The following is a 14,131-nucleotide window of genomic DNA, read 5'->3' on the forward strand; positions in this document are numbered from 1 at the left end:
TCAACGTTTTTCGTTCACCACTCACCGTTCATCACTTACCGTTTATCAATATCATGCTCATCTTCAAACTTGGCATCGCTGTTCAGAATCTGTGCTGTCGGTTCGGCGGCAGTCTGTGCCTCGGAACTTGCAGCTGCATCTGCCTCTAATTGCAGTTGGAGCTGTGCATCGTGCGCTTTTTGTTCTTCCAGATGGGCGGTATATCGGCTTACACTTAATATCATACCGATATAAGCGCAGTTGATTAACGTACTTGTACCTCCTTTGCTGACCAAAGGCAGGGGCTGGCCGGTGACGGGGAATAATCCGACGGCAACCATCATATTCAGTATTGCTTGCGACACCAGTAGCAACGCAATGCCCATAACGAGAAAGGCGGGGAAGGTTCGCTCGCATTTCTGGGCGATTCGTCCGGCTCGCATCAGCAGCCATAGATAGAGGAACACCACAAATATTCCTCCGATCAATCCCATTTCTTCAATCACAATCGCAAAGATAAAATCGGAGAATGCCTGACTAAGGAAGTCACGTTGTATCGAGTTTCCCGGACCTTTGCCGACTACATGGCTGGTAGCAATAGCGATGCGTGCATGCGCCACCTGTGCATCTTTGTCAATATCAAATTTGGCAGCCGGCACTTCCTCCTTCTCAAAGAAGCCGGAAACACGATTCTGCCACGTTTCGAAACGGTGAAGTCCCGGAGTGTTATGCAGTGTTTTAGCGGGAATAGCCATCAGTATACCTACGGCAACACCGCCCACAAGTGCCAATATTCCCAACATTCCGAATAGCTTTTTTGCTGACACCCGGCCGATAAACATCATCATGCATACTACTCCGAAAAGCAGCATGGCTGTCGAAAGGTTTTCCGGTGCGATAAGCAGGAATACCAGTCCGGTGAGGATCATGATATATTTGAAGGCGTTCGGGTTGGCTCCGTATTCGTCCTGCCTTTTGGACAGGATGAATGAGACGGCAATGATAACCGCCATCTTTGCCAATTCCGAAGGCTGGAACTGTAATCCCATAAAGGTCATCCAACGGGCTGCCCCGTTGACACGGTCCCCTGTGATGATACCCATCAGCGTGACAAATGCCAATAGAACCAGGGAAATCGGATACAAAAAGACCGGAAATACCTGGAACCATTTGTAGGGAACATTATGCAGAAACACTACTACCACAGCACCTACCATCAGGATGATGGAGTGTTGTGTAATCGGTCCCCAATGGTCGCCACTTTTGTAAGTCAGTGTCGACGCTGCCGAGAACACCTCGATAATAGAGATGAGGCAGAGACAGAGGAAGATAATCCAGATTACCTTGTCACCTTTGAATATGTTCTTTAATAAATCCAATCTTGTAGCAATTAAAAATTAATAATTAGAAATTAAAGGGCACGGACACATTCCTTAAACTGGTCGCCACGGTCTTCATAGCTCTTGAAGAGGTCGAAAGAGGCGCAGCAAGGGCTCAATAATACTGTTTCACCTTTCTTTGCCAGTTTGTAGGCAGCTTCTACGGCATCCTTCATTCCGGTTTGTACGTCTGCTACGGGCAGGCCGAAACGATCGAAGAATTCGTGAAGTTTTTCGTTGTGAAGTCCCAGGTATACCAGTGCCGAACACTTTTCGCGTACAAGGTCTTCAATTTCAGTATAGTCGTTGCCTTTATCTTTACCACCGAGGATCAACACCGTTTTGGTAGTCATGCTTTGCAGGGCATACCAGCAGGAGTTGACATTCGTTGCTTTAGAGTCGTTGATGAAATCAATTCCGCGGACACGTGCCACCTTTTCCAACCGATGCTCTACTCCCTTAAAGTCGGAGAGGGCTTTACGGATGTTTTCTTTGGCGATGCCGGCAAGGTTTGCCGAGATACCGGCGGCTAAAGAATTATATAAGTTATGTTGCCCTGTCAGAGCCAGTTCTTCCTGCTCCATGTTGAAGGCAATCGGTTCGGTGATTTTCACTTCGTGGTCTTCTACGTATGCGATAGCTCCGTCTTCTTTTACAGCGGCAAAAGGATAAAGGTGAGCTTTCAGACCATGTTTCGCCAGTTCTTGTCTGATGATCGGGTCGTCATTCCAGAAGATGAAAGCATCGTCCGGAGTTTGGTTTTGGGTAATGCGGAATTTAGCGTCGATGTAATTCTGCATACAGTGGTCGTAGCGATCAAGATGGTCCGGAGTGATGTTCATCAATACGGCGATGTTCGCACGGAAGTTATACATATTATCCAGCTGGAAAGAGCTAAGTTCGATAATATAATAGTCATGGTAATCTTCGGCTACCTGCAAAGCAAGACTTTTGCCGATGTTGCCTGCCAAACCTACGTTCAGACCTGCGCTTTTGAAAATGTGGTAGATCAGGGAAGTTGTTGTAGTCTTTCCGTTAGAACCTGTAATACAGATCATTTTGGCATCAGTATAGCGCCCGGCAAACTCAATCTCGGAGATCACCGGTGTGCCTTGAGCTTTCAGTTTCAGGATGATTGGGGCATCATTCGGGATACCGGGGCTTTTGATAACCTCGTCGGCATTCAGAATGAGCTCTTCGGTATGGTGTCCTTCTTCCCAGGCAATCTGATGGCTGTCGAGAAGTTCCTTATATTTGTCCTTGATGGCGGACATGTCCGAAACAAACGTCTCAAATCCTTTTACTTTTGCGAGTACGGCTGCACCTGCACCGCTTTCGCCAGCTCCTAAAATTACAATTCTTTTCATCTACAATAATGTGCCCTTGTTTTCTAATCGATTGATTTATCTATTAGCTGCGCACATCTTTTAAAAGTTAATAATCGGGTTAATGCTCTCTATATTTTTAATGAAGGCACGGATGACGCGGATTTCACGGTTTTAAGGGATAATGCAGTTAACACTGCGTTAATCTGTGTAATCCGTGCCTTCATTCTATCTTATTTTTAGCGTTATAATTGTTATTGCCGCCAATACAATCGTTACAATCCAGAAACGGACGGTAATCTTTGATTCGTGGAACAGCTGGTCGGGCTTGGTGAATTTCACCGTACATCCCGGCTCGATCAGACTCATTGAAGTACGGAAATGATCGTGAATCGGTGTGCGCTTGAACAAACGTTGTTTTACACCTTTCCGCTTTCCTGCCTTATAATAAGCCCGTTGCAGGATTACCGACAGATTCTCTACCAGGAATACACCGCAAAGAATCGGTATCAGCAACTCTTTGTGAATGATGATGGCGAACACTGCGATGATACCGCCAATGGTGAGGCTACCTGTGTCTCCCATAAATACTTGTGCCGGATAAGCATTGTACCATAAGAAACCGATAAGCGCACCGATGAAGGCACAGATATAGATTACCAGTTCTTCCGAACCCGGAATATACATGATGTTCAGATAGCCTGCGAATTCGATATGCGACGATACATACGCCAATATCCCCAGCGTTGCGCCGATAATGGCCGAGTTTCCGGCCGCCATTCCGTCCATACCGTCATTCAGGTTGGCACCGTTTGATACGGCGGTAACCACGATGATTGTGACGATGACGAACAAAATCCATCCGGCTGTTTGCGCATGCTCGCCCATGAAAGAAACCAAATCGGCATAATCAAGGTTATTGCTCTTGAAAAAAGGAATCGTTGTCTGGGTCGATTTCAAATCATTGGTTCCGTGTATCACTTCCATCTCCTGTCCCGGATTATGAACTTCGATATTCTCACGGATCACTACGTCCGGGCTTAGATACAGAGTCATTCCGACAATTAAACCCAAACCGACCTGACCGATAATCTTGAACTTGCCATGCAAACCTTCTTTGTCTTTTTTAAAGATCTTGATATAGTCGTCTGCGAAGCCGAGCGATCCCAACCATACGGTGGTTATCAGCATCAGTATCATATATATATTATGCAGTTTACCCAGCAACAGACAAGGAATCAGGATGGCTACGATGATGATAACACCTCCCATGCTCGGCACGCCTACTTTGTTGACGCCGAACGGGTCCGTTTTAGCATCACGCTGCGTTTCTGTGATTTGTTTCCTTTTGAGTAGGTTGATGAACTTGTCTCCCCAGATACTTGAAATAAGTAACGCGAGGATCACCGCCATCAAAGCACGGAATGAAGTATATCCGAACATTCCCGCTCCTGGAAAATTGAGCTTTTGCAGCCATTCAAATAGATAATATAACATAAATAATTTGCCAATTTATTGATGTGTTGCTATGTCGCTTCTGCCGGATGAATACCGGAGCCAGTCGGCATATTAGCACAATCTATTCATTATTTAAAAATTTCTTTGAGTACTTCTTTATCGTCAAAATGATGTTTTACTCCTTTTATCTCCTGGTAATTCTCGTGTCCTTTTCCGGCAACGAGAATCACATCTCCTTTTTCTGCCAGCATACAAGCCGTGCGAATTGCTTCTTTACGGTCGGCAATGCTTAGTGTTTTCTTCATATCCTCCGCATCCAGTCCGGCAAGCATATCGTTGATGATGTCTTGCGGCTCTTCGAAGCGCGGATTGTCTGAAGTGATGATGACGCGGTCGCTGGCTTTAGCAGCTTCCTTTGCCATGATGGGACGTTTGCCCTTATCACGGTTGCCGCCGGCACCCACCACTGTAATCACTTTTCCTTTTCCTTCAAGTACTCCATGTATGGCATTCAATACATTAATAAGAGCATCCGGAGTATGCGCATAATCTACAATCGCTGTAACTCCCTGTGGAGAACGGACCGCATCGAAACGTCCGGCTACCGGATGAAGCGTGCTAAGGGCCACAAGCACCTCTTCTTCTTTCTTGCCCAACAGAACGGCTGCCCCGAATACTGCCAGCAAATTGGAAGCATTGAACTTACCGATAAACTGAACTGCCAATTCATGGTTGTTGAAGTCGAGCAACATTCCTTCAAAATGAGACTCCAATACCCGCCCTTTAAAGTCACAAAGGCTTCTCAATGAATAAGTATAGACCTTAGAACGTGTGTTCTGTGTCATCACCAGTCCGTTCTTATCGTCCAGATTAGTCAGGCTGAATGCGCTTTTCGGCAGATCGTCAAAGAACTTCTTCTTTGCTTTCAGATAATTCTCTACTGTTTTATGATAGTCGAGATGGTCGCGGGTCAGATTGGTAAAGATCCCTCCTGCATACTTTAATCCGCTGATACGTTTCTGTGCAATGGAGTGTGAACTGACTTCCATGAAAACATATTTGCATCCTTCATCCGCCATTCGTCCCAATAGACGGTTCAACGTGATGGGATCGGGCGTGGTATGCTCTGTCGGGATCGGTTCATCGTCGATATAATTGCAAACGGTAGAAATCAATCCTACCTTATATCCGAAATAACGGAATGTATTATATAATAAGGTGGCGATTGTTGTTTTTCCGTTCGTTCCGGTAATACCAACCAATTCCATCTTGGAAGTGGGGTCGCCGTAGAAAGTAGTAGCAATCTTTCCTACTGCATCTTCACTGTCTTTGACTTGTATATAAGTGATCCCCGCAACAGGCTCTTCCGGCATATCCTCGCAGAGGATAGCAGTCGCTCCTTTCGCTATGGCAGCAGGTATGTAGGCGTGGCCGTCGGCTTGTGTGCCGCGCATTGCCATGAACAGTTGGCCGGCTTCCACTAGACGGGAGTCAATATTGACTCCGGTGATTTCTATGTCTGAATCTCCGGCTACCTCTACCGGTTGGATCGCTTTCAGTAACTCCTTTAATAACATCACTCTATTTAATTTTTAATCTTTAATTTTTACTTTAGCGTCAGCGTCACCGTCTGTCCCTTCTTTACGATGGTTCCATTGGCTATCGACTGGCTTTTCACTTTGCCTACCCCGACCAGATTGACTTTCAATCCTTTGCTTTCCAACAAGTAGACAGCATCTTTCGCTCCCATACCTATCACGCTCGGCACAAAGTTCTGCATATTGCTTCGGCTTTCAAGAACCACAGCTTGCGGAGCAACGTGCGTATTCCCCCACACTTCTTTTCCTGAATCGGCAACTTTACCTTGTATATTAATCTCCAGCTCCTCCAATACCCGTTGAGCTTCGCGCATCTCTCCGGCTTTTACATTCGGAATGACTACGGAATTGGTGTCAATCGCATTGGTAAGCGGCAACCGCAGGTCTTTGGCATACACTCTTTCTGCAATCTTGCTGAATACACTACCTGCCATCAAACCTCCCGAAGCCGGCAAGCCCGGTTTCTGGATAGAGACAATCATACTATATTTAGGTGCCTCTGACGGAAAATATCCGCAGAAACTAACCAGGTAATTCGTTCTTCCCGTTTTGTATCCGGCTGCCCCCTGTGAAATCTGCGCCGTTCCCGTTTTGCCTGAAACGTGGAACTGCTTACTCCCTGCAGGCTTGGCAAGTCCCTCACCAACCACTTTCCGCAGTATTTCACGAATTTGTGCCAAAGTCTTATCCGAACAAATCTTAGGATTGATAACCTCTGTCGGATATTCTTTCACGACTTCCCCGTCTTTCACGGCAGCTTTGACAAATTTCGGACGTACACTGACTCCATTGTTGGCTATTCCGTTGTAGAACGTCAGAATATTGATTGGTGGAACCTGTGTCTCATATCCGATACTCATCCACGGCAAAGTGGTCTTTGCAAAATAACGTTCTTTCGGACCACGGATATTCGGCTTCCCTTCTCCTGAAATCTGTAGGTGGAGCGGTTGGTCGATACTCATCCGTTTTAACCCGTCTACGAATTTCTGTGGATTGCTACCATAGAAATGATCTATAATATAAGAGGTACCGACGTTGGACGAAACTCCCAGAATTTCTGTAACAGTCAGCTTCCCATATCCTCCACGGTGCCAGTTGTGGTCTTTCATGACACGTCCGTACATCGGCATCTGTCCGTTGCCGGTGTCTACCACATAGTCCGGAGTAATCTTGCCGTCTTCGAGAGCTACCATAATAGAAGCCGTCTTGAAAGTGGACCCCGGCTCAAGCATATCACTGATGGCATTGTTACGCATTTCGTAATACTCGCCGTCCTTACCTTGCATCATGTTGACGATCGCTTTCACTTCTCCGGTAGCTACTTCCATCAATACCACCACGCCTACGCTGGCATTCAGCTCTTTCAGCTTGTCTACCAATGCTTTCTCGCAAATATCCTGCATGCCTACGTCAATGGTACTAATCAAATCGCAACCGTCAACCGGCGGCACATCGACAATGTTCAGGTATTTGTTCATCACTTTTTGGCGGTGCGTCAGTCCGTCCCGTCCTTTCAGGATAGTGTCGAAAGCAAGTTCGATACCATTTCTGGCTCCTTTGGCTGTATCTGCATACACATCTCCCAGCGTACGGGCAGCCAGTGAACCGAAAGGTTTCTTGCGCTGATTGTATGCTAATTCTTTAAATCCGCCTTTATACCGGTTCAAACAGAAGACGGGCAGTCTCTTTACCTCTTTATATTGTATATAGGAAATACGTTTCGGATAAATCAGATAATTACGGCTTTTTGCCTGGCGTCCTTTCTTGAGGTGTGCTTTGAATTGGGCTGCACTCCTGTCCGGGAATATTTTGTGAAGTCCGATACAGATGGAATCCATATTGGCATTGAGGATGGAGTCCCGGCGTGCCTGATCTTTCCGTCTGCGTTTTTCGTCCTTCTCACCGGACATAAAGTCCATATAGATTCTGTACTCGGGTAGCGAACTGGCCATCAGTTTACCGTCAGAAGAAATAATGTTTCCGCGATTAGGTTTCACCGTCACATTCTCTTTTACGAAACGATCAGCCACATCCTGCCAGTATTGTCGTTCGGCAAACATGGTGATGCCTGCTTTTACAACAATAGCTATTCCTATCAACGCCATCAACAGGATGACGAAGAAGTAACGGGTCATTATGTTCTTTTTATTAACTGCCACAGTATTTGTCTTTTAAAAACTCTCAATTCTCAACTCTCCACTCTCCACTTATTTAATAAGGTAAGGAGGATGGGTTGATGTTTGCAAATCGCTTTCCTTATTTGATATATAATCTTCAATGCGTGACTGGCGGCTCTTCTCCATCAGTTCCGAGCTGCGCGTCAGTGCGTCGTATTTAATGTCTATCAATTCCTTTTTCAGCCGGTCTATCTCGATCTGTTGCTGTTGACTGGCATAACGATTGTGAATGTAGAAGATGATGAATACCATGATAAGTACCAGCAACTTCGTTTGACGGCGGAAAAAATCGGTAGCCAGAATGTCTCCACCCAGAATACTCTTCAGCGAGGTGCGGTTTTTCTTCTTGCCCTCTTCTGTTTTCTTATTTACTACTTCTTCTTCCATATCTTTCTATTTCTTTTCTGCAATTCGTAATTTGGCACTTCTCGACCGTGGGTTCCGTTCTATTTCTGCCTCGTCGGGAACGATTACCTTATTATTGACAAGGCGGAAAGGCGTTTGCAGATTTCCGAAGAAGTCGGATTCTGCTTTTCCTTCTACGTTGCCCGTCTTCATGATGTTTTTCACCATGCGGTCTTCCAATGAATGATAAGTGATTACCACCAGTCTGCCGCCCGGCTTTAATGCTTCCGTAGCTGCCAGCAACATCTCTTTCAGCGCTTCCATCTCTTGATTTACTTCGATCCGCAGTGCCTGGAACACTTTTGCCAGCTCTTTCTTTTCGCGTTCACGACCGAAAAGCGGTTTGATGATTTCCAGAAACTCACCGATAGTCCGGATGTACTGCCCGCTTCTGGCTTTAACGATGACAGAAGCCAGTTTGCGGCTATTCTTCAGCTCTCCGTACAGGTAGAGGAGGTTTGCAAGACGTTCTTCCTCGTAAGTATTCACGATGTCTGCTGCCGTAATTCCGGCACGCTTGTTCATACGCATATCCAGCGCTCCGTCGAAACGGAAAGAAAAGCCGCGTTCGCTATCATCGAAATGATGGGATGATACGCCGAGGTCGGCCAGGATTGCATCCACCTGCTCGATGTTGTGATAGCGCAGGAAATTTTGCAGGTAACGGAAGTTGCTGCGCACGAAGATGAAGTGAGGATCGTTGACAATGTTCCGTTCAGCGTCCTCGTCCTGGTCGAATCCCAATAAACGTCCGCCTTCTCCGAGTCGTGAAAGTATCTCGCGCGAATGTCCCGCTCCTCCGAATGTAACGTCTACATACGTTCCGTCCGGTTGGATATTCATCCCGTCAACGCTTTCTTTCAGCAATACAGGTACATGGTATGTCAATTCATCTTTCTCCATCTTGTCTATTATCATCGTTCATAATTTCTTCTAATGCTGCACCGAACTCTTCAGGCGACATGAAAGGCTGTTCTGCCCGCTCTTTCGCCCAGATCTCTATCTTATTGTCGATGCCGATAAAACGTATATCTCCATGAATACTGCAAATCTGCAAATATCGTTTGGGGATTAATATACGTCCGTTGCTGTCAGGTGTCACCACTTCAACGTCGCTCACAAACTGTCTGAAAATGAGTTGGTGTTTGCTGTTCCATTTGTTCAGCCTGCTGCGAAGCTCGTTCAACTCCTCGTTCCACACGCTCTCGGGGTACAGGGTCAAACAGTCCTGAAATACGTCTTTACGCATAATAAGCCTCTCTTCGGAAGCTGCTTGTAGTTGCTTCCTGAAGGTAGCGGGTATGAACACCCTTCCTTTGGCGTCCGCCCTGGCTTCAATATTTCCTAAAAAACGTATCATTACCTTATTATAATAAGCGACCGTAAAAGTATGAAATTCCCCACAATTCCCCACAACTTTCCATAAAAAACTTTCAGAGAAGTTTTCAACAGAATGTTAAATGTCTATTTGCTTGAAAATGATGCGGCTTTGAGAATGCTTTACTGGTGGGGAGCTTGTGACGGTGAAACGAAAAAAATGTCTGTATAGGTAAAATTTAAATAATGTGGTAGCGGAGACTTCTTTTTGATGCAATAGGAACTTGTACGACACCCGGGTGTCAGGCATACTAAGACCCGGGTGTCATACATACCGAGACCCGGGTGTTGTGCATGCTGACACCCGGGTGTCGTGCAACTAATCCTAGTAATAAAAGAAAAGGCAGAATATACCGGAGTATTTCTGCCTTTTAATCATTATCACAACTGAAAATCTGTATTAAAGAAGTATGTGATCCGAGATCACCAATTTATATAGTTAAGGTCTAGCGGAAGTCTTTCAATTCTTCCTGTAATTTCTGGCGCGTGAAGAAAATACGGCTTTTTACTGTACCTAGCGGGAGGTTCAGCTTTTCCGCAATCTCACGGTATTTGAATCCTGAAACGTGCATGGCGAACGGAACTCTGTATTCTTTGGGGAGTTTGTTGACTACACGGTGCATCTCTTTCAGGTCGTATGCTCTTTCTGTGTTTTCTGAACTTCCGTCCTGTGGTAAATTCAGATGATAAAGATTATCCGTCTGATCGACGAATGTCTGGTCGCGGACTACCTTGCGGTAGTTGTTTATAAATATGTTGCGCATGATGGTATACATCCATCCTTTGAAATTTGTATCAGGGGTATATTTATCTTCATTATCTAATGCTTTTAATGATGTCTCCTGCAACAAATCGTTTGCTTCTTCACGGTCAGTTGTCAGTTTATAAGCGAAGCGTAGTAATTCATCTTGTACTCCTACTAAATCTTTTCTGAAGCTTAAACTTTTCATATGTGTTGCTTTTTAAAGGTGAATATTCGTTTGTTATTTTCGATGTTGCAAGTTTACGTGAATTTCTGGAACCTGATAGGGGTAAATCCGACGTTTTTATGCCCGAAAACTATCCGCGGATAGTTTTTAGGTTGTTTTTGATAGTTTTTGGGTGGTATTTTTTTATCTTCTGAACTTAAATCCTGCATTTTCTACCAAATTATTGCGATTAATAAAAAAGAACCGTTAATTTTGTGCCATCATTTTTATTTGAAAAGAATGACTGATGACTCTTTATTTTTGATTGATGTCGATAAGATACTTCGGACAAAGGCTCCGAAGCATTATAAGTACATCCCTAAATTCGTGGTTTCTTATCTGAAGAAAATTGTTCATCAGGATGAGATTAATGTATTCCTGAATGAGTCGAAGGATAGATTGGGTGTGGACTTTCTGGAGGCATGTATGGGCTTTTTGGATGCGAAAGTGGACGTAAAAGGCATTGAGAATTTGCCTAAGGATGGATTGTATACTTTTGTGTCCAATCATCCGTTAGGCGGACAGGATGGTGTTGCGCTTGGTTATGTGTTGGGAAAGCACTATGACGGGAAAGTGAAATACCTGGTGAATGATTTGTTGATGAATCTACGCGGATTGGCTCCCCTTTGCATACCTATTAATAAAACCGGCAAACAGGCAAAAGACTTCCCGAAAATGGTGGAAGCCGGATTTCAGTCGGATGACCAGCTGATAATGTTCCCTGCCGGACTGTGTTCGCGTCGTCAGAATGGAGTCATTCGTGATCTGGAATGGAAAAAGACATTTGTAGTAAAGAGCATACAAGCAAAACGTGATGTAATACCCGTGCATTTTGGAGGCAGGAATTCTGATTTCTTCTACAACCTGGCAAATATTTGCAAGGCATTGGGTATCAAGTTTAACATCGCTATGTTGTATCTTGCGGATGAAATGTTTAAGAATCGCCACAAAACTTTTACTGTCACTTTTGGCAAACCCATACCCTGGCAGACTTTTGATAAATCGAAAACCCCTGCGCAGTGGGCTGAATATGTAAAGGATATTGTTTATAAACTGTAACTGATAGAACAACTATAACAAGGAATATGGAAGAGATTATTAAACCGGTAAGCAAAGAACTGCTGAAGGCAGAATTGACGGAAGACAAACGCTTACGAATGACGAATAAGAGTAATAATCAGATTTATATTATTACTCATCAGAATGCTCCTAATGTAATGAGAGAGATTGGTCGTTTGCGTGAAATAGCTTTCCGTGCTGCTGGTGGAGGTACAGGTCTGTCAATGGATATTGATGAATACGACACGATGGAACACCCCTACAAGCAGTTGATCGTATGGAATCCGGAAGCGGAAGAAATTCTGGGTGGTTACCGGTATCTGCTTGGTACGGACGTGCGTTTTGATGAAAAAGGCGCGCCAATTCTGGCTACTTCCCACATGTTTCATTTTTCTGATGCTTTTATTAAAGAATACCTGCCGCAGACAATTGAGCTGGGGCGTTCGTTTGTTACGCTTGAATATCAGTCTACCCGTGCCGGAAGCAAAGGATTGTTCGCTTTGGATAATCTGTGGGACGGGTTGGGAGCGTTGACCGTGGTTATGCCGAATGTGAAGTATTTCTTTGGTAAGGTGACCATGTATCCTAGCTACCATCGTCGTGGCCGTGATATGATTCTTCATTTCCTCAAGAAACATTTTTATGATAAAGAGAAACTTGTTACTCCGATTGAGCCTCTGCAACTTGAGACTTCCGAAGAAGAGTTGAACGCATTGTTCTGCAAGAGTACTTTTAAAGAGGACTATAAGATATTGAATTGTGAAATCCGTAAATTGGGCTATAATATTCCTCCGTTGGTAAATGCGTATATGAGCTTAAGCCCTACGATGCGTATGTTCGGAACAGCTGTCAATTACGAGTTCGGTGATGTGGAAGAAACCGGTATCCTGATTGCTGTAGACGAAATTCTTGAAGATAAACGAATTCGACACATCCAGACGTTTATTGAAAGCCATCCGGATGCGTTGAGATTGTCTTCTTGTGAAGGGGAAGAGGTTTTTACTCCTAAAGTGGTTACACCGCAGGCAGACTGTTCCCGTTAATTTTACGATAAAGATCAAGAGCAAAGACGTCGGTCATTCCCGATATATAGTCAAGTACCGCCTGTATTCTTTCATAGAGTACGGGCGAATTTATATTGTATTGACTGGAAACCCGGTCGATCAGGAGTTTGGAATAAGCCTTTTCGGGTGAGGTTACGGCGTCTATCATCAATTCGAGTAAGGTACTAATGATGCGGAATCCCGCTAGCTCGATATCCAGCACGTCCCGTGAACGGTAGATTTTATTGATAGATACTTCGACGCTGTGTTTGTAGGCTGCTGCCGGACGTTCGGCTATGCGCTTGATTAGTGATCCTTCGAACGTGCCGGACAGTATTTCTTGTTCATGATCTAAAAAGACACGGGTACACTCCCGGATCAATAAACCGATGACGGAAGAACGCAGGTAGGCGATTTGCTCGTTGACATCGTTGACAATCAGGAATGTTTTCCGGAGATGTTCCTGCCGCTCTTCGCTGAAATAGGTCATTAATAGTTCTTTGGTTTCTTCAGTGGTGAGAATCTTCAGCTTATATGCATCCTCAATATCCATCATCTGATAGCAAATATCGTCTGCCGCTTCCACTAAATAGACTAGTGGGTGGCGTGCATACTTCAAAGGATGCTCGTTGAGCAAGGTCAGTCCTAATTCAGTTGCTATTTTTTGGAAACTTTCTTCTTCGCTGACAAAGAATCCAAACTTTGATTTGGTTCCTGCAAGGCTCGATGAAAAGGGATATTTCACGATAGAAGCCAGAGTGGTATATGTTAGGACGAATCCGCCTTTGCGACGTCCTTCAAACTGATGTGTCAGTATTCGGAACGCATTTGCATTTCCTTCAAAATGTGTCAAATCTTCCCATTCCATCGGAGAAAGTTGCTCGCCGTTCGGCTGCTTTTCTTTCAGGCGAACTCCTTTTCCTTCAGAGAAAAAAGTAGAAATAGCCTTTTCACCTGAATGACCGAAAGGCGGATTCCCCAAATCGTGTGCCAGGCAAGCGGCCGAGACGATAGAACCGATCTCCGGCAGGAAAGAATCTTGAAGTTCCGGATGACGTTCCAGAAGTGCTTTGGCAACATCGTCCCCGAGTGAACGCCCAACGCTGGCTACTTCGAGACTGTGCGTAAGTCGGTTATGTACAAAAACGCTGCCCGGAAGAGGGAATACTTGCGTCTTGTTCTGTAATCTGCGGAAAGGAGCCGAAAAAATGAGACGGTCATAGTCCCGTTGGAATTCGGATCGGTTTTCCTGTCGTTCTTCATGGAATTCTTCCATCCCGAAACGTTTCGCTGATATTAGTTGTTTCCAATTCATCATTTTATTTACGATTTGACTATTTACTATTTACAATTTAGGGAACGG

The 14,131-nt window shown here is 44.8% G+C and carries 12 protein-coding genes; 2 read left to right on the plus strand and 10 right to left on the minus strand.

Annotated elements, in window-relative coordinates; genetic code table 11:
* Positions 1 to 35 precede the first annotated feature (35 nt).
* The 9 genes from KTR06_RS08690 to KTR06_RS08730 form a co-directional block, all read right to left on the minus strand.
* Positions 36 to 1,358, minus strand: coding sequence for an FtsW/RodA/SpoVE family cell cycle protein (locus KTR06_RS08690; RefSeq protein ID WP_217290215.1), 1,323 nt, complete (start codon positions 1,356 to 1,358; stop codon positions 36 to 38).
* 32 nt (positions 1,359 to 1,390) lie between these two features.
* Complete coding sequence (murD, locus tag KTR06_RS08695; RefSeq protein WP_004298208.1) at positions 1,391 to 2,725, minus strand: UDP-N-acetylmuramoyl-L-alanine--D-glutamate ligase; 1,335 nt, start codon at positions 2,723 to 2,725, stop codon at positions 1,391 to 1,393.
* 186 nt (positions 2,726 to 2,911) lie between these two features.
* Entirely contained in the window at positions 2,912 to 4,180 is a 1,269-nt protein-coding gene (locus KTR06_RS08700; RefSeq protein WP_004315389.1) for a phospho-N-acetylmuramoyl-pentapeptide-transferase, read from the minus strand.
* Positions 4,181 to 4,269: 89 nt separating this feature from the next.
* Positions 4,270 to 5,718, minus strand: coding sequence for a UDP-N-acetylmuramoyl-L-alanyl-D-glutamate--2,6-diaminopimelate ligase (locus KTR06_RS08705; protein WP_217290228.1), 1,449 nt, complete (start codon positions 5,716 to 5,718; stop codon positions 4,270 to 4,272).
* A 29-nt stretch (positions 5,719 to 5,747) separates the two neighbouring features.
* Positions 5,748 to 7,874, minus strand: coding sequence for a penicillin-binding protein (locus KTR06_RS08710; protein WP_004315385.1), 2,127 nt, complete (start codon positions 7,872 to 7,874; stop codon positions 5,748 to 5,750).
* A gap of 72 nt (positions 7,875 to 7,946) precedes the next feature.
* Positions 7,947 to 8,303, minus strand: a complete 357-nt coding sequence (locus KTR06_RS08715) for an FtsL-like putative cell division protein (RefSeq protein WP_004315383.1) — start codon at positions 8,301 to 8,303, stop codon at positions 7,947 to 7,949.
* A gap of 6 nt (positions 8,304 to 8,309) precedes the next feature.
* Positions 8,310 to 9,224: a 16S rRNA (cytosine(1402)-N(4))-methyltransferase RsmH gene (rsmH, locus tag KTR06_RS08720; protein WP_049702259.1), complete on the minus strand. Its 915-nt coding sequence runs from the start codon at positions 9,222 to 9,224 to the stop codon at positions 8,310 to 8,312.
* A complete protein-coding gene (gene mraZ / locus KTR06_RS08725) occupies positions 9,211 to 9,681 on the minus strand; it encodes a division/cell wall cluster transcriptional repressor MraZ (protein WP_004315379.1) in 471 nt (156 codons plus the stop codon). Before mraZ ends, rsmH begins: the two co-directional genes overlap by 14 nt.
* A gap of 463 nt (positions 9,682 to 10,144) precedes the next feature.
* Positions 10,145 to 10,648 carry an RNA polymerase sigma factor gene (locus tag KTR06_RS08730; RefSeq protein WP_217290216.1) on the minus strand — a complete coding sequence of 168 codons (504 nt, stop codon included), beginning with the start codon at positions 10,646 to 10,648 and terminating at the stop codon, positions 10,145 to 10,147.
* Positions 10,649 to 10,906: 258 nt separating this feature from the next.
* Between KTR06_RS08730 and KTR06_RS08735 the strand changes: the two genes are divergently transcribed.
* Both KTR06_RS08735 and KTR06_RS08740 read left to right on the plus strand, forming a co-directional pair.
* Positions 10,907 to 11,725, plus strand: a complete 819-nt coding sequence (locus tag KTR06_RS08735; RefSeq protein WP_008642784.1) for a 1-acyl-sn-glycerol-3-phosphate acyltransferase — start codon at positions 10,907 to 10,909, stop codon at positions 11,723 to 11,725.
* A gap of 26 nt (positions 11,726 to 11,751) precedes the next feature.
* Positions 11,752 to 12,768, plus strand: coding sequence for a GNAT family N-acetyltransferase (locus tag KTR06_RS08740; RefSeq protein WP_004315373.1), 1,017 nt, complete (start codon positions 11,752 to 11,754; stop codon positions 12,766 to 12,768).
* Here KTR06_RS08740 and KTR06_RS08745 read toward each other — a convergent pair.
* A complete protein-coding gene (locus tag KTR06_RS08745) occupies positions 12,740 to 14,086 on the minus strand; it encodes a deoxyguanosinetriphosphate triphosphohydrolase (protein ID WP_008642786.1) in 1,347 nt (448 codons plus the stop codon). The two genes, KTR06_RS08740 and KTR06_RS08745, sit on opposite strands and share 29 nt — an antisense overlap.
* Positions 14,087 to 14,131: the final 45 nt, after the last annotated feature.

The organism is Bacteroides sp. MSK.20.12 (genome assembly GCF_019052435.1).
Classification (GTDB): domain Bacteria; phylum Bacteroidota; class Bacteroidia; order Bacteroidales; family Bacteroidaceae; genus Bacteroides; species Bacteroides xylanisolvens.

Excerpts from the sequence above, each read along its gene's own strand:
- murD (WP_004298208.1), bottom strand. The coding sequence starts at position 2,725 with ATGAAAAGAATTGTAATTTTAGGAGCTGGCGAAAGCGGTGCAGGTGCA.
- KTR06_RS08700 (WP_004315389.1), bottom strand. The coding sequence starts at position 4,180 with ATGTTATATTATCTATTTGAATGGCTGCAAAAGCTCAATTTTCCAGGA.
- KTR06_RS08705 (WP_217290228.1), bottom strand. The coding sequence starts at position 5,718 with ATGTTATTAAAGGAGTTACTGAAAGCGATCCAACCGGTAGAGGTAGCC.
- KTR06_RS08710 (WP_004315385.1), bottom strand. The coding sequence starts at position 7,874 with ATGACCCGTTACTTCTTCGTCATCCTGTTGATGGCGTTGATAGGAATA.
- KTR06_RS08715 (WP_004315383.1), bottom strand. The coding sequence starts at position 8,303 with ATGGAAGAAGAAGTAGTAAATAAGAAAACAGAAGAGGGCAAGAAGAAA.
- rsmH (WP_049702259.1), bottom strand. The coding sequence starts at position 9,224 with ATGGAGAAAGATGAATTGACATACCATGTACCTGTATTGCTGAAAGAA.
- mraZ (WP_004315379.1), bottom strand. The coding sequence starts at position 9,681 with ATGATACGTTTTTTAGGAAATATTGAAGCCAGGGCGGACGCCAAAGGA.
- KTR06_RS08730 (WP_217290216.1), bottom strand. The coding sequence starts at position 10,648 with ATGAAAAGTTTAAGCTTCAGAAAAGATTTAGTAGGAGTACAAGATGAA.
- KTR06_RS08735 (WP_008642784.1), top strand. The coding sequence starts at position 10,907 with ATGACTGATGACTCTTTATTTTTGATTGATGTCGATAAGATACTTCGG.
- KTR06_RS08740 (WP_004315373.1), top strand. The coding sequence starts at position 11,752 with ATGGAAGAGATTATTAAACCGGTAAGCAAAGAACTGCTGAAGGCAGAA.
- KTR06_RS08745 (WP_008642786.1), bottom strand. The coding sequence starts at position 14,086 with ATGATGAATTGGAAACAACTAATATCAGCGAAACGTTTCGGGATGGAA.